Source organism: Streptomyces sp. NPDC101191 (assembly GCF_044767915.1).
Taxonomy (GTDB): Bacteria; Actinomycetota; Actinomycetes; order Streptomycetales; family Streptomycetaceae; genus Streptomyces.
In genome coordinates this window covers 1,512,234-1,533,460 of the sequence record NZ_JBIWOU010000001.1, presented here as the reverse complement: position 1 = coordinate 1,533,460, position 21,227 = coordinate 1,512,234, and the positions used below count along the sequence as shown (strand labels likewise).

Here is a 21,227-nt window from a genome sequence, read left to right as displayed (position 1 = left end):
ACCGTCAGGCCCGCCCAGGGCCGGACCCGATCCTGAGCGGCCGGCCCGGCCCAGCCCGGCCCAGCCAGGCCCGGCCCAGCCAGGACCAGCCCAGCCAGGCCCAGCCCAGCCAGGCCCAGCCCAGCCAGGCCCAGCCCAGCCAGGCCCGGTCCAGCCAGGCCCGGCCCGGGCCCGCCCCGCGGCACCACCGCACGTCACGCCCGCACGACCCGTACAGGGGGAACCTGATGGCACCCACGGCCGCCTACGGCAGCTGGCCGTCACCCATCGGCGCCGAGCTCGCCGCCGCCCACGACGGACGGCCCGACCACGTCGGGTTCGTCGGGGACGAGGTGTGGTGGACCGCCCCGCGCCCCGCGGAAGGCGGCCGGCGTGCCCTGGTGCGCCGCCGCGACGACGGCACCGAGGAGTCGGTCCTGCCGGCGCCCTGGAACGTACGCAGCCGCGTCATCGAGTACGGCGGCCAGCCCTGGGCCGGCACCGTGCGCGCGGACGGCACGGCGCTCGTCGTCTTCTGCCACCTTCCCGACCAGCGGCTCTACGCGTACGAGCCCGACGCGGCCGACGGTGCCGCCCCGCGCCCCCTCACCCCCGTCTCCGGCATCGGCGGCGGCCTGCGCTGGGTCGACCCCGTCCTCCGGCCCGAACAGGGCGAGGTCTGGTGCGTCCTCGAAGAGTTCACCGGCCCCGGACCCACCGACGTGCGCCGCGTCATCGCCGCCGTCCCCCTGGACGGCTCCGCGGCCGAGGACCGCTCCCGCGTCCGTGAACTCACCGACGGGCGCCACCGCTTCGTCACCGGCCCCCGGCTCTCGCCCGACGGACGGCAGGCCGCCTGGATCGCCTGGGACCACCCCCGCATGCCCTGGGACGGCACCGAGGTCCTCCTCGCCGAGGTCACCGAGGACGGTACCTTCGACAGGCCGCGCACGGTCGCCGGCGGACCCGAGGAGTCCGTGCCCCAAGTGGGCTGGACCCACGACGGGCAGCTCCTCCACCTCAGCGACCGCAGCGGCTGGTGGAACCTCTACCGCAGCGCCGAGAACGGCGCACCGGTGGCGATCTGCCCACGCCCCGAGGAGTTCGGCGGCGCGCTGTGGAAGATCGGCCTCAGCTGGTTCCAGCCGCTGGACGGCGGACTGATCGCCGTCGTCCACGGCAAGGGCGCCACCGCGCTCGGGATACTCGACCCCGACACCGGCGAACTGGTCGACGCCGCCGGCCCCTGGACCGAGTGGGCCGCCACCCTGGCCGTGCACGGCCCCCGCGTCGTCGGCGTCGCCGCCAGCCCCCGCAGCGCCTACGAAGTGGTGGAACTCGACATCCGCACCGGGCACGCCCGGGTCGTCGGCTGCCCGCACGAGGACCCGGTGGACCCCTCCTACTACCCCGAACCACAGATCCGCAGCTTCACCGGCCCCGACGACCGCGAGATCCACGCCCACGTCTACCCGCCCCATAACCCGGACCGCACCGCCCCCGGCGACGGCCTCCCGCCCTACGTGATCTGGGCGCACGGCGGCCCCACCGGACACGCCCCGCTCGTCCTCGACCTGGAGATCGCCTACTTCACCTCCCGCGGCATCGGCGTCGCCGAGGTCAACTACGGCGGCTCCACCGGCTACGGACGGGAGTACCGCGAGCGGCTGCGCGAGCAGTGGGGCGTCGTCGACGTCGAGGACTGCGCCGCCGTGGCCCGTGCCCTCGCCGACGAGGGCACGGCCGACCCCGCCCGCCTCGCCATCCGCGGCGGCAGCGCCGGCGGCTGGACCACCGCCGCCTCGCTCGTCCACAGCGACGTCTACGCCTGCGGCACGATCGTCTACCCCATCCTCGACCCCGCCGCCTGGGCCGACGGCGAGACCCACGACTTCGAGTCGGAGTACCCGCAGTCGCTCATCGGCCCCCTCGACGAGGTCCCCGCCCGCTACCGGGACCGCTCCCCGCTGGAACACGTCGACCGGATCACCGCCCCCTTCGTGCTGCTGCAGGGCCTGGACGACGTCATCTGCCCGCCCGCCCAGGCCGAGCGCTTCCTCGCCCGGATGGCCGGCCGGGGCGTGCCCCACGCCTACCTCTCCTTCGAGGGCGAGGCGCACGGCTTCCGACGGGCCGACACGATGGTCCGCTGCCTGGAGGCCGAACTCTCCCTGTACGCCCAGACCTTCGGCATCGAACGGTCCGACGTCCCCCGGCTGGAGCTGAGGAAATGACACCGGAGCTGCTCCGCCCCCGCCGACTCGGCCCCGGCGCCCGCGTGGCCGTCGTCGCCCCCAGCGGCCCCATCCCGGAGGACCGCCTCCGGGCAGGCCTCGACATCCTGCGCGGCTGGGACCTCGACCCCGTCGTCGCCCCGCACGTCCTCGACGCCCACCCCACCCTCGGCCACCTCGCCGGAACGGACGCCGACCGTGCCCGCGACCTCACCGAGGCCTGGTGCGACCCGTCCGTCTCCGCGGTCCTGTGCGCCCGCGGCGGCTACGGCGCCCAGCGGATGGTGGACCTCGTCGACTGGACCGCGATACGGGCCGCGGGCCCCAAGGTGTTCGTCGGCTACAGCGACGTCACCGCCCTCCACGAGGCCTTCGCCGTCCGCCTCGGCCTGACCACCCTGCACGGTCCGATGGTCGCCGCCGCGGCCTTCCTCAAGGACGCCCGCACCCAGGAGTCCCTGCGCGCCACGCTCTTTGAACCCGAGTCCGTGCGCACCCTGGGCCTGGAGACCGCCCGCGCCCTGGTCCCGGGCCGCGCCCACGGCGTCACCCTCGGCGGCTGCCTCTCCCTGCTCGCCGCCGAGCTCGGCACCCCACTCGCCCGACGCTCCGCCCGAGGCGGCCTGCTCCTCCTGGAGGACACGGGAGAGGAGCCGTACCGCCTCGACCGCATGCTCACCCAACTCCTGCGCTCCGGCTGGCTGGACGGTGTCGCCGGCGTCGGCCTCGGCTCCTGGGAGGAGTGCGGCCCGTACGAGGGCGTGCGCGCCGTGCTGCTCGACCGCCTCGGCACCCTGGGCATCCCGGTGCTGGAACAGCTGGGCTTCGGCCACCACGAGAGCGCTCCGACGATCCCCCTGGGTCTGCCGGCAGTCCTGGACACGGAGTCGGCGACGCTCACGCTGGACGTACCGGCGCTGATCTGAGGGGCCGGGAACGGCGGGAGGCGGGGCGGTCGGGGGACGGGGCGCCCGGGCGGTGCGGGGCGTACGAGGGAGGTCCCCGTAGACGCCGCGGCCCGACGCCCCGGCCCGACAGGGACTAACGGGTGGCGAGGGTCGCGTAGCCCGGGCGGATCAGTTCGTCGATGAGGCGGCGGCGCTCCGGGAGCGGGAGGAAGGCGGCCTCGACGGCGGCGACGGTGAACTCCTCGAAGACCTCCGGGCCGTAGCCGAAGGCGTCCGCCATGTGCTGGAACTCCTCGCTCATGGTGGTGCCGGAGACCAGCCGGTTGTCCGTGTTGAGCGTGATCCGGAAGCCGAGGCGGCGCAGCTCGTCGATCGGGTGCGAGGCGTAGTCCTTGGCCGCGCCCGTCTGGAGGTTGGAGGTCGGGCAGACCTCCAGGGCGATGCGGTTGTCGCGGACGTACGAGGCCAGCCGGCCCAGCGTGCCGTCCTCGGCGATGTCGTCGGTGATCCGCACGCCGTGACCGATCCGCTCGCTGCCGCAGACCTGGACGGCCTCGTGGATGGACTCCGCGCCCACGGCCTCGCCGGCGTGGATCGTGAAGTGACAGTTCTCCCGCTTCAGGTGCTGGAAGGCGGGCAGGTGACGGGCCGGCGGGTTGCCGATCTCGCCGCCGGCGATGTCGAAGCCCGCCACGCCGTTGTCCCGGTGGGCGACCGTGAGCTGCGCGATCTCCAGGGAGCGGTCGGTGTGCCGCATGCCGGTGAGGAGGGTGCGGACGGTGATCCGGCCGCCGGTCCGGCGCTCGCCCTCGCGGAAGCCGGTGTTCACGGCCTCGACGACCTCGTCGAGGGTGAGGCCGCCCTCGAGGTGCTGCTCGGGGGCGTAACGGATCTCGGCGTAGACGACCCCGTCGGCGGCCAGGTCCTCGGCGCACTCGGCCGCGATCCGCTCCAGGGCCCCGCGGGTCTGCATCACCGCGCAGGTGTGGGCGAACGTCTCCAGGTACCGCTCCAGCGAACCGGAGTCGGCGGCGTCCCGGAACCAGACCGCCAGCTCGGCCGGGTCCTCGGTGGGCAGCCCGGTGTACCCACAGGCCCGCGCCAGCTCGACGATCGTGGCGGGCCGCAGCCCACCGTCGAGGTGGTCGTGCAGGACGGCCTTGGGCGCCCGCCGGATCCAGTCGGCGACGGCGGCGGAGGTGGGGGCAGGGGCGGCGGCAGGGTTGTCAGACAAGTGCATGGCCGGGAAGTGTACGCCACATGGGGAGGGTGGCGGTGTGACGGTGATGACAGGGGCGGGACGGGGGAGGGGGAGGGGGTGGGGTAGAGGCGCCAAGGGGCGGGGGCGCACCGCGTGGGGAGTGCGCCGGAGGGGTGTGCGCGGTGCCGTCAGTTCGACTGGAGCACCGGGAGGGCCGGGGCGCCCGTCGGGAGCATGTGCTTGGCCGCCAGAACCGGGGTCCCGTCGACCCGTACGACCTGGGTGACCAGGACCGCGGGGGTGTCCGCGGAACGGCCCAGCTGTTCACCCCGGCGCCGTCCGAGCAGGGTGGCGGTGACCGCACTGTGCGCGGCCAGCGGCACGCCTCGCGAGGCTCCGGCGAGCACCGCCAGCATCGACGTGCGTTCCGGCGCCGAGGGCGCCCGCAGAGCCTCGGCGAACGCCGGATGGGCGCGGTTCAGCACCTCGTCGGCGGCCGCCCACTCGTGGCTGAGCGCCGCCGGTCCGGCCTCTCCGGCCAGTACGGACTCCCAGAAGCGGAGCTCGGCCCCGGCCGGGGCCAGAAGGTGCTGGGTGGTGAAGTCGGTGGGTTCCTCCACGGAGCGGAGCAGGCCCCGCACCCGCAGCGGCGCGCCCGCTCCGAGCAGTTCTTCCAGGGCCTGGACGTGCTCGAAACCGCGCCTCGGCGGGTGCGCGTTGACGGTACGGCCGACCCCGCGCCGTACCGTGAGGAGCCCGTCCTCCTGGAGCAGCAGCAGGGCCTCGCGGAGGGCCGGCCGACTCACGCCGAGCTCGCCCGCGAGCTTGGGTTCGGAGGGCAGCGTGGAGCCCGGGGGGTAGGTGCCGTCGTGGATGGCGTCCGCGATCCGTTCGTAGAGCGCGACGACGGGTCGCCGCTGCTGTCCGCCGGCTGCCACGGATCCTCCTGGTGCTCGTGCTCGTGCTGCTCGCGCGTTGCCTTGCCCCTGCTCACGTCTACCGTAGTCGCCCCGCCTTGTCTGACAAGTCACTCGTACGGCCGCTTCCACCGCCGCCGAGTTGCCGGAATCGGCCCATCCTGGGGGGACGGACGACGGAGGAGAGGGCCGGCCATGAGTCCCAAGGAGACAGCGACCGCGACCACGGGCGAGGCCCGGGCGGGCGGGGTCGTCACCCCTGGCCGGATCACGCTCGCCGCGGTCGCCGTCCTGACGCTCGTCCTCGTCTTCGAGAACACCCGCGAGGTACGGATCAGGCTGCTGACCGCGGAGGTCTCGACGCCGCTCTGCCTCGCCCTGCTCGCGACCACGCTGCTCGGTGCGGTCTGCGGCTTCTACGCCGCCCACCGGAGGACCAGGTGAAGCGCGCGACCGTCCTCGGCGCGGCTGTGGCCCTCGCGCTCGCGGCGGTGGCCGTCAGCTCGGCGGAATCGGTGGCCGGGGCGGAGGAGGAGGGCGGGGAGCAGGCCATGCCGGATCTCCTCGGCAAGGGCCTGTGGCGGGTCTTCACCGCGCTCGACCCACGGACACGGCTCGACGTCCACGACGTGGGCGGCGGCGACCGGCGGGTCCTGTGGCCACCTCACTGGCGCGTCTGCACCCAGCATCCCGAGCCGGGGGCGGCGCGGGGGGTTCGGGGGCGGGTGGTGGTGGGGGTCGCGAAGAAGGGCGAGGCGTGCCCGGCCCGAGTGACAGCAGCCCGCCGCTGACCCCCACCGGAGGCGGGTGAGCGCCGCGCGGGGCTCGCGCGGTGAACGCCTTCGCGCGCCATGATCACCGCAAGGTATCGGCTTCACGGCAGACCCTGGTGGGCGCAGTCTCGCGCCGGTCGGGGCCGGCGGGTCGTTAGCCTGGGGGGATGCGTGACGATCTCGGGGCGTATCTCTCTGTCGGGCCCCGCGTCGGCCTGCGGCCGTTCTCGCTCGACGACGCGGAGGAGTTCACCGCCCGCGCCCGCGAGAGCCGCGAGCTGCACGCGCCGTGGTTGTTTCCCCCGCAGACGGTGGAGGCGTACCAGGCCTACGCGCGGCTGTTGATCGCGGAACCGACGCGGACCGGGTTCCTCGTCTGCGAGCGGGCGGACGGGCGGATCGCCGGGTTCGTCAACATCAACAACATCGTGCGGGGCGCCTTCCTCTCCGGTGCCCTCGGCTACGGCGCCTTCGCGCACGCCGCCGGACGCGGGCTGCTGTCCGAGGGCCTCGGCCTCGTTCTCGCGTACGCCTTCGGGCCACTCGGCCTGCACCGGCTGGAAGCGAACATCCAGCCCCGCAACACCGCCTCCCGCGCACTGGTCCGCCGCGCCGGTTTCCGGCTGGAGGGCTTCTCGCCCGCGATGCTGTTCATCGACGGCGCCTGGCGGGACCACGAGCGCTGGGCGATCACGGCAGACGGGGCCGGGCGCGGGGCCGGAAGCGCGGCGGTCGCGTAGGCCGGGCGGCGTCGCACCGTCCCGCCCGACCGGACGCCCGCCCGTCCGGGCCCGCCCGGGCACACCCGTCCGGGCGCCCGGACGCCCGCACGTACGCCCGCCCGGACGTGCCTCCGCCCCGGACGATCAGCGCTTGTAGTTGATCTTCATCGTGTCCATGTCCGTGACCTTCGACTTCAGGCCCGCATGGCCGTGCCCCAGCTGCTTCAGGGCCTGCTCCACGCGGTCCTCCGCGATCGCGCCCGCCATCTCCTCGCCGTCCGTCGCGTCGGAGACGACGATCAGGCGGTACGAGAAGTGCTTCAGGCTCCGGTCGTAGGCGAGGGAGCCCTCCTCCGTGAACTGCATCGCCGAGAGCCCGTGCTCGTCGACCTCGGCGAGCAGCCGGGTCCGGCTCTCCTCCGACAGTCCGTCGAACGTCCCTCGGACGATCACCCGGTAGGTGTGCTGCTCGCTCATTCCCTGTGCCCCTCCGCGCCGTGCATCCGTAACGGATCCACCCTAGGGCGGCCCCTTCGCACCGCAACGGAATTTCCGGGTCAAGCCTCCCCAGAGCCGTTGTTCCAGCCCCTGGCCAGCGGTGGTTCCGCCGTGTTCCATGGTCGACATGACGACCGTACGACGTGCCGTACTCACCCTGCCCGCGGCGCAGTTGGGCCCGGACAACCCCCTGCCCGCCCTCCGTCTGCTCGGCGGCGGTGCGACCGGCGCCGCAAACGGAGCCCCCACGGTCCCCGCAGCCCCTGCGCTGCCCCCGACGCACCCGACGCACCCGATCCCCGGGGTCGACGGGCGCGACCGCGACCGGATCCCGCGCGACATGGCCCGGCAGCTCGGCCGTGCGCCGCTGCGCACGCTGCTGCCCGCCCGGGTACGCGACGGCTACGGGCGTGAGCGCGTTCCCACCGTCCTCGACACGATCGAGATCGAGAACGAGCTGCTGCGCGTCACGGTCCTTCCCGGGCTCGGTGGACGCGTCCACTCGCTCCTCCACAAGCCGACCGGCCGCGAACTCCTCTACCGCAACCCGGTGCTGCAGCCCGCCGCCTTCGCCCTCAACGGCGCCTGGTTCTCCGGCGGCATCGAGTGGAACATCGGCGCCCGCGGCCACTCCACCCTCTCCTGCGCCCCCCTGCACGCGGCGGTCGTCCCCGCGCCCGACGGAGGCCGGATGCTGCGCCTGTGGGAATGGGAACGGCTTCGCGACCTGCCGTTCCAGGTCGACCTGTGGCTTCCGGACGGCGCCGAGCACCTCCGCGTCGGCATCCGCATCCGCAACCCGCACGAGAGGGCCGTGCCCTGCTACTGGTGGTCCAACACCGCCGTCCCCGAGGACCGCCGTGTCCTCGCTCCCGCGGACGAGGCCTGGCACTTCGGGTACGAGCACGCCCTGCGCCGCGTCCCGGTGCCGCGTACCGCGGACGGCACCGACCGCACGTACCCGCTGCGGAGCACCCACGCCGCCGACTACTTCTACGCCCTGCCGGACGGGCAGCGGCGCTGGATCGCCGCCCTCGACGAGCGCGGCGACGGCCTCGTGCAGACCTCCACGGACGGGCTGCTCGGGCGGAAGCTGTTCCTGTGGGGGACCGGGCGGGGCGGGCGGCGCTGGCAGGAGTGGCTCACGGAGCCCGGCACCCCCGGCTACGCCGAGATCCAGGGCGGACTCGCCCGCACCCAGCTGGAGCATCCGCCCCTCGAGGCGGGGGAGGAGGTCTCCTGGCTGGAGGTGTACGGCCCACTGACCGCCGACCCGGCCGCGGCGCACGGCCCCGACTGGGCGGTCGCCCGCGCGAGCGTCGAGGACGCGCTGGAGGCGGTGCTGCCCCGGGCCGAGGTCGACGCCGCCTACGAGCAGTGGCGGGCCGTCGCCGCCGACGCCGAGCCGGGACCGTCGCTGGCCACGGGGTCGGGCTGGGGCGCCCTCGAAGTACTGCGCGGGGGATACGAGTTGCCCGGCACGCCGTTCCCCGAGGAGCTGCTGGGGGAGGAGCAGCGCCCCTGGCTGGCCCTCCTGCGCACGGGAGCACTTCCGGATGCCGACGCGGACGCGGACGCGGGCGCGGACGGGGGCGACGGCGTCGCGGCGAAGGTCACAGCACCCGCACGCCCCGGGGCGACGCTCGTCTCCGACGCGTGGCGGGACATGCTGGAGACCGCTCCGGCGGACGCGGTCACCGAGTACCACCTGGGCATCGCCCAGTGGGCCGCGGGCGATCTGGCCCAGGCGGTCCGCAGTTGGGAGCGTGGCCTGAAGAACGCGGCGGCCCGCTGGCCCCTGCTCTACTGCCTGGCCGTCGCCGACCGGGAGGGCGGTCACCCGAAGCGGGCGGCCGAGCGTTACGCGGAGGCCTTCGAGGAGCAGTACGGCGGCGACCCCGTCGTCACCGCGGCCCTCGGGCGCGAGGCGGTCTCCGTACTCCTGGAGACGGGGTGCGTGGCAGAGGCGCGCGGCGTGCTGTCCCGGCTCCCGGAGGACGTGCGCGCCCGCGGGGCCTTCCGCCATCTGGAGGCCCGGCTGCTGCTCGCGGAGGGACGGAAGGGCGAAGCCCGCGCCGTCTTCGACGCGGGTTTCGAGGTCCCGGACCTACGCGAGGGCGCGGAGGAACTGGGCAACCTCTGGTCCCGCATCACGGACGAACCCCTCCCGGCCGCCTACGACTTCAGGATGCGTCCGAGCTGACACACCCGCGGTCGGGGCCGAGCTGACCCGCCGGGCGCCGACTGCCGGGCCGAGCAGGCACCTGCGGCGGTCGCCAAGGGGACGACTGACGTCCTCGGTGCCGGGCGCCGGGGGAGGGTTGACCTATCCGGCCCGGGCGGCTCGGTGTGGGGCCGACCTGCCGGGCCCGGGCGGCTCGGGGTGGGCCGACCTGCCGGGCCCGGCGGCTTGGGGCGGGCCGACTGACCGACCCCGTGGCAGCTCGGGCGGGTGGGGGGCCGACCCCTGCCGGGCCCCGGCGGCCTGGGGCGGGCCGTGACCGACCCCGCGGCAGCTCGGGCGGCTCGGGCTGGGCCGACCTGCCGGGCCCCGGCGGCTCACGGCCGGCCACCCTGACCGGCCCCGGCAGATCGGGGTGGAGGCGCGCGTCCCGCGTCCTGCGTCTCGCCTCGGGCGCCGGAGGCGGGCGTCCGGCGTGGGCTGCTGGAGGGGGAGCCGCGGTTCCGCCTCGGGCGCTGGAGGGGGAGCCGCGTGTCCCGCCTCGGCCGCTAGAGGGCGGGGCGGGAGTCCCGCCCTCCAGCCGTCGGAGGGGGAGCCGAGGCCGGTCCTGTCACTGACGGACGGAGCCGAGGCCCGTCCTGTCACGGACGGATCCGAGGCCGTCCTGTCACGGACGACGGGGTCGTCGCCCCGCGGCCCTTCCCCGTGCAGCAGAGAGGGCTACGCGCCCCTCCTCACGCCCGGCACAGGATCTCGCCGTGCGGGACCATGAACCACGCGTCCGGTTCCTCGCCCCAGGTGCGCCACGCCCCGGCGATCTCGGTGAGCTCCTCGCGGGTCGCGTGGCCGCCGTCCACGGCCAGGCGGGCGTAGCCCGAGCCGGTCGTGCGGTCGGCCCACATGCCGCTCCACCAGGTCCGCTCGTCCGGTCCTGCGAAGGACCACACGCCGGCCGAGGCAGTGACGTCGGCGAAGCCCGCCTCGTGCGCCCAGGACAGCAGGCGGCGGCCGGCGTCGGGTTCGCCGCCGTTGGAGCGGGCCACCTTCCGGTACAGGTCCTGCCAGCGGTCCAGGCCGGCATGGGCCGGGAACCACGTGAACGCGCCGTAGTCGCTGTCGCGGGCGGCGACCACACCGCCCGGCCGGCACACCCGCCGCATCTCGCGCAGTGCCTGCACCGGGTCACCGACGTGCTGCAGCACCTGGTGGGCGTGCACGATGTCGAAGGAGTCGTCGGGGAAGTCCAGGGCGTGGACGTCGGCGACGGCGAACTCCACGTTCCCCAGGCCCCGTTCGGCCGCGACCGCCCGGGCCTTCACCAGGACGTCCTCGGCCGCGTCCACTGCCGTCACCCGCCCCGGAGCGACCCGTGCAGCCAGGTCGGCCGTGATCGTGCCCGGCCCGCAGCCCACGTCCAGCACGTCCAGTCCCGCGTGCAGCGAGGGGACCAGATAGGCGGCGGAGTTCTCCACCGTGCGCCACGTGTGCGACCGCAGGACCGACTCGTGGTGCCCGTGGGTGTAGACGGCGGTTTCGGCAGGCGACATGACCGGACTCCCTTGGTGTGGGTGCGTGGGATCACCGTACGCCGCCCACTCGAAATATGAGACCCCGTTCTCAGGATGCGGACAACGGTTCCGTGAACAGGGTTATTCCGTACCGGAGTTCCGTGAGGAGGCGTCCACCCGTGTCCTCCGTGACGGCGGTACCGTCGGGGCGCCAGCCGGCCCGCTCGTAGAACGCGCGGGCCCGTGGGTTCTCCTCGAACACCCACAGCCCGGCCTTCCGGAAACCCGCCTCGCGCATGCCGTCCACCGTCGCCGCGAGCAGCGCCCGCCCCACCCCTCGTCCCCACGCCTCCGGGACGGCGTACAGCGCGGAGAGCTCCGCCGTGGCCGACGGGACGAGAGGCTCGCCTCCTCGCCCTCCCGACCCGTCGGCCGTCTCCCCGTCCGCGGGCCACGCCCGGAAGCTGGAGAACGCCGCTATCGCCCCGCCCTCGTCCTCCGCGACCGTCACGACGGGAGCACCGGGCCCCGCCAGGCGCTCGCGCCACACCTCGGCACGCTCGGCGATGTCGAGACCGTCCAGGTAGGGGTCGGGGACGAGGCCCCGGTAGGCCGCCCGCCAGGAACGGACGTGCACGGCCGCGAGGGAGGCGGCGTCGGAAGGGAGCGCTCGGCGAATCGACATGGGCGGCATTCTGGGCCGCGCCCGGCCACCGGGGCCATGGCATATCCGGCGTCACGCCGACGAAGAACGGCCGCCGTCCCGCAGCGGCGCCTCCCGCCCACGGTCGGCTCGTCACCCCCGCGAGTCCGGCGTGACGGCCCTCCCCGGCTCCTCCGCGCGCCACTCCCAGCGCCGCTCCCCGTCCTCGAACTCCTCCGTCGGCGCCAGGCCCGCCGCCTCGGCGACCGCCGCCGAGGCGTGGTGCTCCGGGTGTACGTGCGCCACGAGTCTCGGCGCGCCGAGCTCCCGCAGGTGGCCGGCCAGGACCGCGGCCGCCTCCCGCGCCAGGCCGCGCCCCTGCCACGGTGCACCGACCACCCAGGCGATCTCGGCGCCGTCCGGCACCACCGTGGCCTGTACGGTGCCGACCGCCGTGCCGGGCTCCCGCAGTCGCAGCACCCAGTTGCACCAGGACGTCGTCTTCGGATCGGGCGGGCCGGCGAGAAGGCGCTCGTAGCGGGCCCGGAGCTCCGGCTCCGCGAGCGGGGCGCCGCCGATGAAGGCGTGCAGGGCGGGGTCGGCGAGGGCCTCGGCCATCTCGGCCGCGTGATCGAGCCGCAGCGGCTCCAGGTCCAGGCGGGCGCCGCGCAGGGGGACGGCGGCGACGCGGTTCGGCTCGTATGTGCGCATCGGTACAGTCTCCCGGCTCCCCGCCCGGAGCCGACGCCGACCCGGAGGCGACTCGCGCCACCCCCTGATCTGACGGGCACTCATATGACAGGACCGTGAACGCCCCGTCCCCGAGCCCTCCCCGCCCCTAAGGTGTGGCCGACCCGCTCCCGACCTGCCGAGGAGACGACCGCCCGTGCCCGCCCGCCGTACCCTCCTGAAGGCGCTTGCCGCCGCTCCCGTGCTGTCCGCCCTCGGGGTCCCGTCCGCCGCCGCGCGCGCGGTCGACACCACCGCCACCGGTGGCACGGGAAGCGTCGCCGGTCCAGGAATCGCCGAGCGAACCGTCACGCCCACCCCCACCGCGGCGCCCGGCATCGTCAAACCGCTCCCGCCCGAGTACTTCACCCTTCGCGGCACGAACGCGGAGGCGCGCTACGAGACCTTCGAGGACACCGGGCTCCTCACCCCCGTCGAACGCTTCTTCGTCCGTAACCACACCTCCACGCCCGTTCTCGACGCCGCCGACTGGCGCCTCACCGTCTGGGGCGACGGCCTGCACGGCCGTACGCCCGTCCACTTCACGTACGGGCAGCTGCGCGACCTGCCGCCCGTCACCCGCACGGCCCTGATCGAGTGCGCCGGAAACGGCCGCAGCCTGTACGCCACCCAGCAGGGCGAGGTCGTCAGCGGCACGCCCTGGACCCTCGGCGCGATCGGCGCGGCCCGCTGGCGCGGCGCGAGGCTCTCCGACGTGCTGCGGCTGGCCGGCATCGCCGCCGACGCCGTCGACGTCCAGCCACGCGGCCTCGACGACCCGTACGTCACCGGGGGCGTCGATCTCGGGCGGGTGCGGCGCCCGATGTCCGTCACCAAGGCGCTGGACGACGTGATCCTCGCGTACGAGATGAACGGCGAGCCGCTCCCGTACGACCACGGGCACCCGGTACGGCTCGTCGTGCCGCACTGGGTCGGCATCGCGTCCATCAAATGGCTCGGCGACATCGAGGTGTCCCGCACCCCGCTCGCCTCGCCCTGGTCGACCGACTACTACCGGCTCTTCGGCCCCGCCCACCCGCCCGGCGGCAGCGCCCCGCTCACCCGCCAGACCCTCAAGAGCGCGTACGAACTGCCCTTCGGCGCCCATCTGGAGACGGGCCGCCCGTACCGGCTCGCAGGCCGCGCCTGGTCCGCCCACGCCCCCGTGCGCCGGGTCGACGTCTCCACCGACGGCGGCGCCCACTGGCGGCCCGCCCGGCTCCTCCAGCCCTCCCGCCACGAGCCCTGGGTCCGCTGGCAGGCGCACTGGCGGCCGTACGGCCCCGGGCCCGCCACCCTGCTGTCCCGGGTCACCGACGCGGCCGGGAACACCCAGCCCGAGCGGGCCGTGCACAACACACAGGGGTATCTGTTCGACGCGGTCGTCCGGCATCCCGTCACCGTCGTCTGACCCGCCCCCCCCACGACCGCGTCCATCAGCGGGCACCAACGGCTCCACGCCCCCGCCCCGAGCGGCGAAACCCCCTGAACCTCCGTATAAAGGGCTCTGAAGGGTCTTGGGGCAGGCTTCGCCTGCGTCGCCCCGTCGGGCCGGACCGGCAGGTTCGCCGGCGCAAAAGGTTCTGGAGGTCGGGACATGCAGCGGGACGTGCGGCGGACGGCCCCGGAAGGCCGCGGACCGGTGCGCTACGGACCGCCCGCGCCTGAGCCCGGACTGCCCGTGCTGCCCGGCCTCGCCGCGCTCCTCGCCGCCGCTGCCGACCGAACGGCCCCCGAACCCCCCGGTGGCGGACCGGTGCTGCGCGAGGCCGCCGCCGGATACTGGTGGCGGCGCGGACTGCGTACGCACGCCGAGGACGTCGTCGCCGCACCCGGCGCCCCGCCCCTCCTGCTCGCCCTGATCGCCGCCCACGGCGGCGATCTTCTGCTGCCCCGTCCCTGCCCCGCCTGGTGGACCCCGCAGGCCCGGCTCCTCGGCCGTCCCGCGTACCACGTGCCCACCCCCGCCGAGTGCGGCGGCGTTCCCGACCCGTACGCGCTCCTGGAGACCGTCCGCCGGATCCGCGCCGAGGGCGGCGACCCCCGACTCCTGCTGATCTCCGTCGCCGACGACCCGACCGCCACCGTCGCCCCGCCCGAGCTCGTCCGCGAGGCCTGCGAGGCGGCCGTCGCCGAGGGGCTGCACATCATCAGCGACGAGACCTGGCGCGACACCCTGCACCGGCCCCACGAGACCGTGCTGCTCAGCCCCGCCGAGATGTGCCCCGACGACGTCACGGTCCTCAGCGACCTGGCCGGCGCCCTCGTGCCCGCCGCCTGGCCCCTGGCCGTAGCCCGATTCCCGCCCGCGACGGCCGCGCGCGCCGACGGCTACGGCGACCGGCGGGCCCGCACCCTCGACATCCTGACGGCGCTCGGGGCGCTCGTCCCCGGACCGTTCGCCCCGGCCGCCGCGCACGCCCTCGACGAACCCGAGGACGTCACCGCACGCGCCCGGTCGACCGCTCACGTACACGGCCGGGTGGCCGCGGCCGTCCACCACGCCGTGCTCGCGGCCGGTGGCGTCGCCCGGCCCCCACAGGCCGGCCGGCACGTGTACGCCGACCTCGGCCCCCTGCGCACCGGGCTCGCGGCCCGTGGCGTCACCGACTCGCTCGAACTGGAGAACCACCTCACCGAACGGCTCGGCACCCCGGTGCCCGGCGGTCACCGCTTCGGCGACGAACTCGGCGCGCTGCGCGTCCGGTTCGACACCGCGGCCTTCCTGGGAAGGACCGAGGAGGAACGAACGGAATCCCTCGCATCCCGGCAACCTGAGGAATTGCCCCACGTGGCGAGCGCGTTGAGCTCCTTCGGAGCAGCCCTCGACGAACTGAGCGGTCAGGCAGGCCAGTCGGCGATCCCCGCGACAACGACGGTTCGGCGACGCATCGACAACGGTTGACGGAACAGACGGAGGCCGCAGAGATGACGGAACAGACGGCCCGGCCACCCCGGGCCCCGCGCTCCGCACGCACCCCCCATGCCCCTCACCCCGGACCCGCGCTCCAGCCCCTCGGCCGGCTGCGCCACGACTGGCCGCGCAGCTTCGCCGACCGGCTCACCGCCCCGCTGCCCGGTGTCCGGGCCATGGCCCGGCTCGCCCGCGAGGGTGCCGTGCGCCCCGGACCGGAGGGGCTGCGGGACATCCCGCAGCTGCCGTTCGCCCCCGGGCCGCTGCCCGAGGCCGGGCCCGACACCCTCGCCGTCACCTGGGCCGGACACGCCAGCTGGGTACTGCGCATCGGCGGGCTCACCGTCCTCACCGACCCCGTCTGGTCCCGCCGCATCTTCGGCACCCCGGCCCGGCTCACCCCCGTCGGCGTCCGCTGGGAGGACCTGCCCCCGGTCGACGCGGTCGTCATCAGCCACAACCACTTCGACCACCTCGACGCCCCCACCCTCAAGCGACTCCCGCGCCGCACCCCGGTGTTCGTCCCCGCCGGGCTCGGCCGCTGGTTCACCCGCCGCCGGTTCAGCCGTGTCACCGAGCTCGACTGGTGGGAGGCGGCCGAACTGAGCGGCGTCCGCTTCGACTTCGTGCCCGCCCATCACTGGTCGAAGCGCACCCTGCTCGACACCTGCCGCTCCCTCTGGGGCGGCTGGGTCCTCACCGACCGCGCCGGCCGGGGGATCTACTTCGCCGGCGACACCGGCTACGGACACTGGTTCACCGAGATCGGCCACCGCCATCCCGCCATCGACCTCGCCCTGCTGCCGATCGGCGCCTACGACCCGCGCTGGTGGCTCAGGGACGTCCACACCGACCCCGAGGAAGCGGTCCGCGCCTTCCAGGACCTCGGCGCCCGCCGCATGGCCCCCATGCACTGGGCCACCTTCGTCCTCTCCTCCGAACCCGTCCTCGAACCCCTCACCCGCGTCCTCACCGCCTGGGAGAAGGCGGGCCTGCCCCGCGAGAACCTCTGGGACCTGGCGGTCGGCGCGTCCCGAGCCCTCGACACCGACCAAGAGCCACCAGGGTGCCGTCCATGACCACGGGTCCGCTGAACGGTGCGCTCCGGACGGCTCCGCCGCCGTGATCACACCGGTCACGCCCGGGATCGTTACACCGGCCCGGTGGGCCCCGTCGGCACGCCCTCCCCACCTCAGCGGAACTCGTGGACCACCTGGATCTCGCCGACGATGTGGGCGTTGAAGTCGTCCAGCTCCTCGGCCGGAACCCAGAGCTCGAGGATCGTCTGCCCGCCCGCCTGTCGGACGGGATACCGGCGCAGGAACTCCGAATCGACCTCGAACCGGGTGACGAAGCCCGCGCCGCTGTGCTTCACGTTCCAGTCCCGCGCGATCCTGATCGCGTAGTCCTCATCGAGGACCGGGTAGAAGATCGGCTGCTCAGGCAGCCGGGGCGGCCAGGCGCGCCAGTTCAGCTCCCGAACCAGACCCAGCTCCTCGGGGCCGGTGGGGCGCCACAGGGTCGTCGTCGCTTGCCGGCTGGTCATGTGATCTCTCTCTGAACGGAGGCCGCCGGTACGGCGGCAGGTCGAGAGGCCGGACGATACCGGCACCACGAACACGGTCGCCAAGCAGTTCTTGAGCCTGTCCAGCTCCGCGTCCGGCGGCTGCGGGACAGTCCTCAGGGGGAGTCTCCTCATCTGGGCCCAGGTGCAGGGGCGTCGGGCCGCACGACTCGGAGACGCGCCTCGGCGGCGCGGCGTGGCAGCATGCGGCAATGATCCGTCGCCTCGCAGGTACCGGCCCTGGCCCCACGCCCCCGGCGCAGCCCCGCCCGGTCGCCTTGTGGCGGACGGGCGCCCCTCGCTCCCCGTGGCCACCGCAACGTGCTGATGAGCAACGCTGATCCGGCCGCCCGTCGGGCCCCGGTCGAAACCCGGGTGCGGGCGGGCGGCGGCGTGATGTGTCATCGGGGCATGGCGATGGTGCTGGGCATGCCGGGGGTCGACGGGCTGCGCGAGGCGGTGGGCGTGCTGCGGGAATGGCAGTGCGAGGGGGCGCCGACGCAGCTGAATCCGGGGGATCTGGGCTGGTACTGGCGGTCCGGCGCGGAAGCGACCGCCGCGGCGGTCAGGACGTGGAGGCGGGGCGGGCGGCTGCTCGCCGTCGGGCTGCTCGACGGCCCAGGACTGCTGCGCCTGGCGATCGCGCCGGACGCTCGTCAGGACGAGCGGCTGGCCCGGCAGTTGGTCGCCGACGTGACCGAGCCGGAGCGTGGTGTGCTGCCGGCTGGGCGGGTGAACATCGAGGCGCCCATGGACGCGCTGATCCAGGATCTGCTGGCCGCGGAGGGCTGGGACACCGACGAGCCGTGGACGCCGCTGCGGCGCGACCTCACCGGGCCGGTGGAGGACCCCGGTCTGCGGATCGAGGTCGTCGGGCCGGAGCAGGCGCACGCCTTCGCCGCCGTTCACCGGTCGGCCTTCGACGGTTCGCGGTTCACCGGCGAGCGCTGGCACGCGATGGCGGCCGGCTCGCCGTACGCCGACGCCCGGTGTCTGCTCGCGTACGACGCCCGGGGCGACGCGGTGGCGTCGGTGGCGGTGTGGTCGGCCGGCCCGGGCAGACCCGGGCTGCTCGAACCGGTCGGCGTGCACCGGGACCACCGCCGCCGTGGCCACGGCACGGCGGTCTCCGTCGCCGCGGCCGCCGCACTCCGGGAACTCGGATCGTCGAGCGCGCTCGTCTGCACGCCCAGTGCCAACCGTGCCGCCGTCGCCACCTACCGAGCGGCAGGCTTCCGCCCGCGTCCCGAGGTCCGGGACCTGTCCCGGGCAACATGACCGCTCCCTGATGCGCCCGCCCGTCCGCCCACCCACCAGTCCATCCGTCCGCCCGGCGGCAGCGCCACGTCGCCTAGCATGCGGACATGGCGATCTTCGTGCACCTGACATCCGCGGCCAACGCCCCGCGGATCCGGCGGTCCGGCATCCGAGCCGACGCCCGTGGCCAGGGCGGTGCGCGAGGGGTGTACTGCTTCCCCGTGCTGCCGTCGTACACGCTGACCCACCAATGGCTGCGCGAACTCGCCCGCTTCGGCAGCCGCGGTGGCCTCGTGGCCGTCCATGTGCGGCTCGACGACGAGCAGCGGGTGATGGTCGGGCACTACGGGGACCGGGCGCGGGAGGCGCAGGCGACCGTGTCCGCGGCCGAGGCAGTGCGGCGCGTCGCCGCGCTCGACGACCCGCGGGGCTGGGAGGTGTTCGTGCCCCGGGCGATCCGCTCGCGCGAGGTGCACCGGATCCGGACCGCGCCGCAGGTGGTCGGCTGGAGGTACCGACCCGGGGCGCACGGTGTGCGGCCCTGCACCTGCTTCGGGTGCCGCGTGCGCGGCGAGTACGGCGGCCGGCGTCTGCGCGAACGGCTGCCGCACCCGCTCGACGGGCCGCCGCCGCCCGTCGGCGTACTGCTCGCCAGGATCGCCGCGGCCGGCGACCCCGGAGACCCGGCCGTGCTGTCCGAGGCACTCCACTGGTTCGGCATGCGCCGACGGGGCCCGATCGACCGCCTCGCCCCGCTCGCCGCCCACCCCGAACCCCGCGTGCGGGAGAACCTGGTCTGGGCGGTGGGCCGCTGGACCACACCGGGCGTCGCCGACCTCCTCGACGGACTCGCCGCCGATCCGCACCCCGACGTCCGGGAGGCCGTGGCGGAGGTCCGCGACTAGGGAGGCCGGGGCGCAGCGGCCCGGCGGTCCGGCGGTCGCTCGGCGGGCTACGAGGCTCGGTGGCCTGGCCCGCGCAGACGGCGCCACACGGCGGGAGCCGCGCTGATCAGGACCGTGAGGGCCACCGCGGCCACCACGCCCTGCCAGGGCTCGGGGAACAGCGAGCCACCCAGGATGCCGATGAGCTGGTACGTCGCCGCCCACGCCAGGCACGCCGGCAGATCGCCCCGCGCGAAGCGCCGCAACGGCATCCCGGCCAGCAGGCAGGCCAGCATCACCGGGATCCGGCCCGCCGGCACCAGGCGGGACAGCACCAGCACCGACACCTGGTGGGTGTCCAGGCGCTCCTGCGCCTGCGCCAGCCGCTCCGGGGTGGCCCGGCCACGCAGGGCCGCGAGCCAGCGTGAGCCGTTGCGGGACCTGACGCCCCGCTGCCCGAGCCAGTACAGGGCCAGATCGCCCAGGAACGCGGCCGAGGAGGCCGTCAGGAAGACGAAGAACAGTGCGAGCGGGGCGGAATGGTGGAACGCCACCACCGCCGCCGAGCTCACGATCGCGCCCGTCGGTACCACCGGCACCAGCGCGCCGAGCGCGACCAGCAGGAAGAGGGACGGATAGCCGACGGCCTGCTGCGTCGACTCCGGCGGCAGCTCCCGCACCGCGGCCACGAGCCGTTCGATCACTTCGCGGCCCCCGCCGTTCCCGTTCCCGTTCCCGTTCCCGCTTCCCTTCCAGACTCTCTGCACGTGCACGTGCCTGTGCCCGTGGCTGCGTCCCTGTCCGGATCCGCATCGTTGCCGGCGCCCGTCCCTGCACCCGTAGCCGTAGCCGTAGCCGTAGCCGTAGTCGAAGCCGTAGTCGAAGGCGGAGGCGAGGGCGAAGGCGTTCCCGGACCCGTGACCGCCCTTGTGTCCGTGCCCGCGTCCGGCCTCGCTCCCCGCCGCCCCTCGGCTTTCCTCACCGCGCGACCTCCGGGCGGACCCGCTCGCCGTGGCCCAGCAGGTGCACCGTCACCTTCGGGGCCAGGCGCGCCGCGTGGCGCACGAACTCGACGCCCGGGGCGTGGAATTCGTGCGGACGGATCGCGTCCATGCCGATCGGCCAGTACGTGCCGTAGTGCACCGGGACCGCGGCCGCCGGGGACAGGGCGGCCAGGGCCTGGGCGGCCCGGCCCGCGTCCAGGTGGCCGTGGCCGAGGTACGGGCCCCAGCCGCCGACAGGCAGCAACGCGACGTCCACTTGGCCGACCGCGTCCGCCATGTCGTCGAACAGGCCGGTGTCACCGGCGAAGTAGGTGCGGGCCTCGCCCTCCACCACGTACCCCAGCGCGGGGGAGCGGTGCGGGCCGAGCGGGAGACGGCGCCCGTCGTGCAGCGCCGGCACCGCCCGTACCGTCACGCCCTCGACCGACACCTCGTCGCCCGGTCCGAGCTCCGTGAGCCGCAGCCCGTCGGCGTCGAGCCGGCGCAGTGCCGGTACGGCCCGGGGCGCGCCGCTCGGCACGAGCACCCGGGTGCCCGGGGCGAGCCGCGCCAGCGAGGGGAGGTGGAGATGGTCGGCGTGCAGGTGCGAGACGAGCACGGCCTCGGCACGCGCCGCGTCGGGCGGCGGCAGTGCACCGCGGCGGCGGCGCAGATGCGCGAGTCTGCGCGCGAAGAGCGGGTCGGTCAGGAAGCGGACCCCGGAGTCCTCGACCGTGCACGTGGCATGACCCCACCAGGTGACCTCCACCGCCACGCCACCCTTCCCGTAGCCGAACCCATGGCCCTTCCGTAACGAGGGTAAATGTCCGCAGCCGCCGATGTGGCCGGTCTTCCACCCCACCCCCGCACTTGGTATACCGAAGCGGGCCGCGGGTGTCCCGCGACGCAGTAGGGTCGGTCCATGGACGACGTTCGGGTGGCGGCGATCGCCAGCCTCACCCCGCTCGAAGAGCTCGACGACGACCCGTTTCTGGTCGACACCCGCAGCCAGTACGCCATGTGCGTCCGATGGGCCCATGACAAGGGTTACGTGGTGACGAGGCAGTTGCTCTGCTACGGCATGCGGCCCGACCACCAGGCGCTGTGGGCGGACGTGGAGGAGGGCGCCGTGGACTTCTTCGTCGCCCCGAACGAGCGTGTCCTCGCCCGCGCGTTGACGGACGTGCCGGAGTTCCTCGCCGAGTGCGAGCGGCGCGGGGTGCGGCTCGAGACCACCGGGCTCGACGAACCGGCTTACGACGCGCCGATGAAGGCCGGGGTGCACCGCCGGCTCTCCATGCCCACCGCCGGGTACGACGGCTCCTGACGCC

General features: G+C 74.8%; 22 protein-coding genes. 12 read left to right on the top strand and 10 right to left on the bottom strand.

Annotation, left to right across the window (positions count from 1 at the left end; all coding sequences use genetic code 11):
- Window positions 1-4 precede the first annotated feature (4 nt).
- Complete coding sequence (locus ACIRQF_RS06750; RefSeq protein WP_404089412.1) at window positions 5-238, bottom strand: hypothetical protein; 234 nt, start codon at window positions 236-238, stop codon at window positions 5-7.
- On the opposite strand from ACIRQF_RS06750, the gene ACIRQF_RS06745 reads away from it, so the two are divergent.
- Both ACIRQF_RS06745 and ACIRQF_RS06740 read left to right on the top strand, forming a co-directional pair.
- On the top strand, window positions 228-2,213 hold the full coding sequence (locus ACIRQF_RS06745; RefSeq protein ID WP_404089410.1) for a prolyl oligopeptidase family serine peptidase: 1,986 nt from the start codon (window positions 228-230) through the stop codon (window positions 2,211-2,213). The two genes, ACIRQF_RS06750 and ACIRQF_RS06745, sit on opposite strands and share 11 nt — an antisense overlap.
- The gene (locus ACIRQF_RS06740) at window positions 2,210-3,139 is read left to right on the top strand and encodes an LD-carboxypeptidase (RefSeq protein WP_404089408.1); all 930 of its coding nucleotides are present in this window, start codon (window positions 2,210-2,212) and stop codon (window positions 3,137-3,139) included. The genes ACIRQF_RS06745 and ACIRQF_RS06740 overlap by 4 nt, the downstream gene beginning before the upstream one ends.
- Window positions 3,140-3,254: 115 nt before the next feature.
- On the opposite strand, the gene ACIRQF_RS06735 is transcribed toward ACIRQF_RS06740, so the two are convergent.
- Both ACIRQF_RS06735 and ACIRQF_RS06730 read right to left on the bottom strand, forming a co-directional pair.
- On the bottom strand, window positions 3,255-4,361 hold the full coding sequence (locus tag ACIRQF_RS06735; RefSeq protein ID WP_404089406.1) for an adenosine deaminase: 1,107 nt from the start codon (window positions 4,359-4,361) through the stop codon (window positions 3,255-3,257).
- 149 nt (window positions 4,362-4,510) lie between these two features.
- Window positions 4,511-5,260: a GntR family transcriptional regulator gene (locus ACIRQF_RS06730; RefSeq protein WP_404089404.1), complete on the bottom strand. Its 750-nt coding sequence runs from the start codon at window positions 5,258-5,260 to the stop codon at window positions 4,511-4,513.
- Window positions 5,261-5,434: 174 nt separating this feature from the next.
- Between ACIRQF_RS06730 and ACIRQF_RS06725 the strand changes: the two genes are divergently transcribed.
- From ACIRQF_RS06725 to ACIRQF_RS06715, 3 genes are all read left to right on the top strand, one after another.
- The gene (locus ACIRQF_RS06725; protein ID WP_382483249.1) at window positions 5,435-5,683 is read left to right on the top strand and encodes a DUF1049 domain-containing protein; all 249 of its coding nucleotides are present in this window, start codon (window positions 5,435-5,437) and stop codon (window positions 5,681-5,683) included.
- Window positions 5,680-6,030, top strand: a complete 351-nt coding sequence (locus ACIRQF_RS06720; protein ID WP_404089402.1) for a hypothetical protein — start codon at window positions 5,680-5,682, stop codon at window positions 6,028-6,030. Before ACIRQF_RS06725 ends, ACIRQF_RS06720 begins: the two co-directional genes overlap by 4 nt.
- 149 nt (window positions 6,031-6,179) lie before the next feature.
- Complete coding sequence (locus ACIRQF_RS06715) at window positions 6,180-6,752, top strand: GNAT family N-acetyltransferase (RefSeq protein ID WP_404089400.1); 573 nt, start codon at window positions 6,180-6,182, stop codon at window positions 6,750-6,752.
- A 126-nt stretch (window positions 6,753-6,878) separates the two neighbouring features.
- On the opposite strand, the gene ACIRQF_RS06710 is transcribed toward ACIRQF_RS06715, so the two are convergent.
- Window positions 6,879-7,211 carry a DUF6204 family protein gene (locus ACIRQF_RS06710; RefSeq protein WP_382483254.1) on the bottom strand — a complete coding sequence of 111 codons (333 nt, stop codon included), beginning with the start codon at window positions 7,209-7,211 and terminating at the stop codon, window positions 6,879-6,881.
- 139 nt (window positions 7,212-7,350) lie between these two features.
- Here ACIRQF_RS06710 and ACIRQF_RS06705 point away from each other — a divergent pair, with 139 nt between their 5' ends.
- Window positions 7,351-9,435: a DUF5107 domain-containing protein gene (locus ACIRQF_RS06705; protein WP_404089397.1), complete on the top strand. Its 2,085-nt coding sequence runs from the start codon at window positions 7,351-7,353 to the stop codon at window positions 9,433-9,435.
- Window positions 9,436-10,148: 713 nt separating this feature from the next.
- Here the strand turns inward: ACIRQF_RS06705 and ACIRQF_RS06700 are convergent.
- The 3 genes from ACIRQF_RS06700 to ACIRQF_RS06690 all read right to left on the bottom strand — a co-directional run bounded on the left by ACIRQF_RS06700 (window position 10,149) and on the right by ACIRQF_RS06690 (window position 12,276).
- A complete protein-coding gene (locus ACIRQF_RS06700) occupies window positions 10,149-10,961 on the bottom strand; it encodes a class I SAM-dependent methyltransferase (RefSeq protein WP_404089395.1) in 813 nt (270 codons plus the stop codon).
- A 70-nt stretch (window positions 10,962-11,031) separates the two neighbouring features.
- Window positions 11,032-11,607: a GNAT family N-acetyltransferase gene (locus ACIRQF_RS06695; RefSeq protein ID WP_404089392.1), complete on the bottom strand. Its 576-nt coding sequence runs from the start codon at window positions 11,605-11,607 to the stop codon at window positions 11,032-11,034.
- A 111-nt stretch (window positions 11,608-11,718) separates the two neighbouring features.
- Window positions 11,719-12,276 (bottom strand): GNAT family N-acetyltransferase, encoded by a 558-nt coding sequence (locus tag ACIRQF_RS06690; RefSeq protein ID WP_404089390.1) that lies wholly within the window; start codon window positions 12,274-12,276, stop codon window positions 11,719-11,721.
- A 154-nt stretch (window positions 12,277-12,430) separates the two neighbouring features.
- Here ACIRQF_RS06690 and ACIRQF_RS06685 point away from each other — a divergent pair, with 154 nt between their 5' ends.
- The 3 genes from ACIRQF_RS06685 (at window position 12,431) to ACIRQF_RS06675 (ending at window position 16,287) form a co-directional block, all read left to right on the top strand.
- A complete protein-coding gene (locus tag ACIRQF_RS06685) occupies window positions 12,431-13,705 on the top strand; it encodes a sulfite oxidase (protein ID WP_404089560.1) in 1,275 nt (424 codons plus the stop codon).
- Window positions 13,706-13,891: 186 nt separating this feature from the next.
- Window positions 13,892-15,199 carry an aminotransferase class I/II-fold pyridoxal phosphate-dependent enzyme gene (locus ACIRQF_RS06680; protein WP_382483260.1) on the top strand — a complete coding sequence of 436 codons (1,308 nt, stop codon included), beginning with the start codon at window positions 13,892-13,894 and terminating at the stop codon, window positions 15,197-15,199.
- A 23-nt stretch (window positions 15,200-15,222) separates the two neighbouring features.
- Window positions 15,223-16,287 (top strand): MBL fold metallo-hydrolase, encoded by a 1,065-nt coding sequence (locus ACIRQF_RS06675; RefSeq protein WP_404089387.1) that lies wholly within the window; start codon window positions 15,223-15,225, stop codon window positions 16,285-16,287.
- Between the two features lie 113 nt (window positions 16,288-16,400).
- Here ACIRQF_RS06675 and ACIRQF_RS06670 read toward each other — a convergent pair whose 3' ends face one another.
- Window positions 16,401-16,754, bottom strand: coding sequence for a hypothetical protein (locus tag ACIRQF_RS06670; protein ID WP_404089385.1), 354 nt, complete (start codon window positions 16,752-16,754; stop codon window positions 16,401-16,403).
- Between the two features lie 429 nt (window positions 16,755-17,183).
- Here ACIRQF_RS06670 and ACIRQF_RS06665 point away from each other — a divergent pair, with 429 nt between their 5' ends.
- Window positions 17,184-18,050 (top strand): GNAT family N-acetyltransferase, encoded by an 867-nt coding sequence (locus ACIRQF_RS06665; RefSeq protein ID WP_404089383.1) that lies wholly within the window; start codon window positions 17,184-17,186, stop codon window positions 18,048-18,050.
- A gap of 86 nt (window positions 18,051-18,136) precedes the next feature.
- A complete protein-coding gene (locus ACIRQF_RS06660; RefSeq protein WP_404089381.1) occupies window positions 18,137-18,934 on the top strand; it encodes a HEAT repeat domain-containing protein in 798 nt (265 codons plus the stop codon).
- A gap of 47 nt (window positions 18,935-18,981) precedes the next feature.
- Here the strand turns inward: ACIRQF_RS06660 and ACIRQF_RS06655 are convergent, their stop codons facing one another.
- Together ACIRQF_RS06655 and ACIRQF_RS06650 are read right to left on the bottom strand one after the other, a co-directional pair.
- On the bottom strand, window positions 18,982-19,617 hold the full coding sequence (locus tag ACIRQF_RS06655; RefSeq protein ID WP_404089379.1) for a DedA family protein: 636 nt from the start codon (window positions 19,615-19,617) through the stop codon (window positions 18,982-18,984).
- A 274-nt stretch (window positions 19,618-19,891) separates the two neighbouring features.
- Window positions 19,892-20,671 carry an MBL fold metallo-hydrolase gene (locus ACIRQF_RS06650; RefSeq protein WP_404089377.1) on the bottom strand — a complete coding sequence of 260 codons (780 nt, stop codon included), beginning with the start codon at window positions 20,669-20,671 and terminating at the stop codon, window positions 19,892-19,894.
- A 147-nt stretch (window positions 20,672-20,818) separates the two neighbouring features.
- Here ACIRQF_RS06650 and ACIRQF_RS06645 point away from each other — a divergent pair, with 147 nt between their 5' ends.
- The gene (locus ACIRQF_RS06645; protein WP_376633316.1) at window positions 20,819-21,223 is read left to right on the top strand and encodes a recombinase family protein; all 405 of its coding nucleotides are present in this window, start codon (window positions 20,819-20,821) and stop codon (window positions 21,221-21,223) included.
- The last annotated feature ends 4 nt before the right edge of the window (window positions 21,224-21,227 follow it).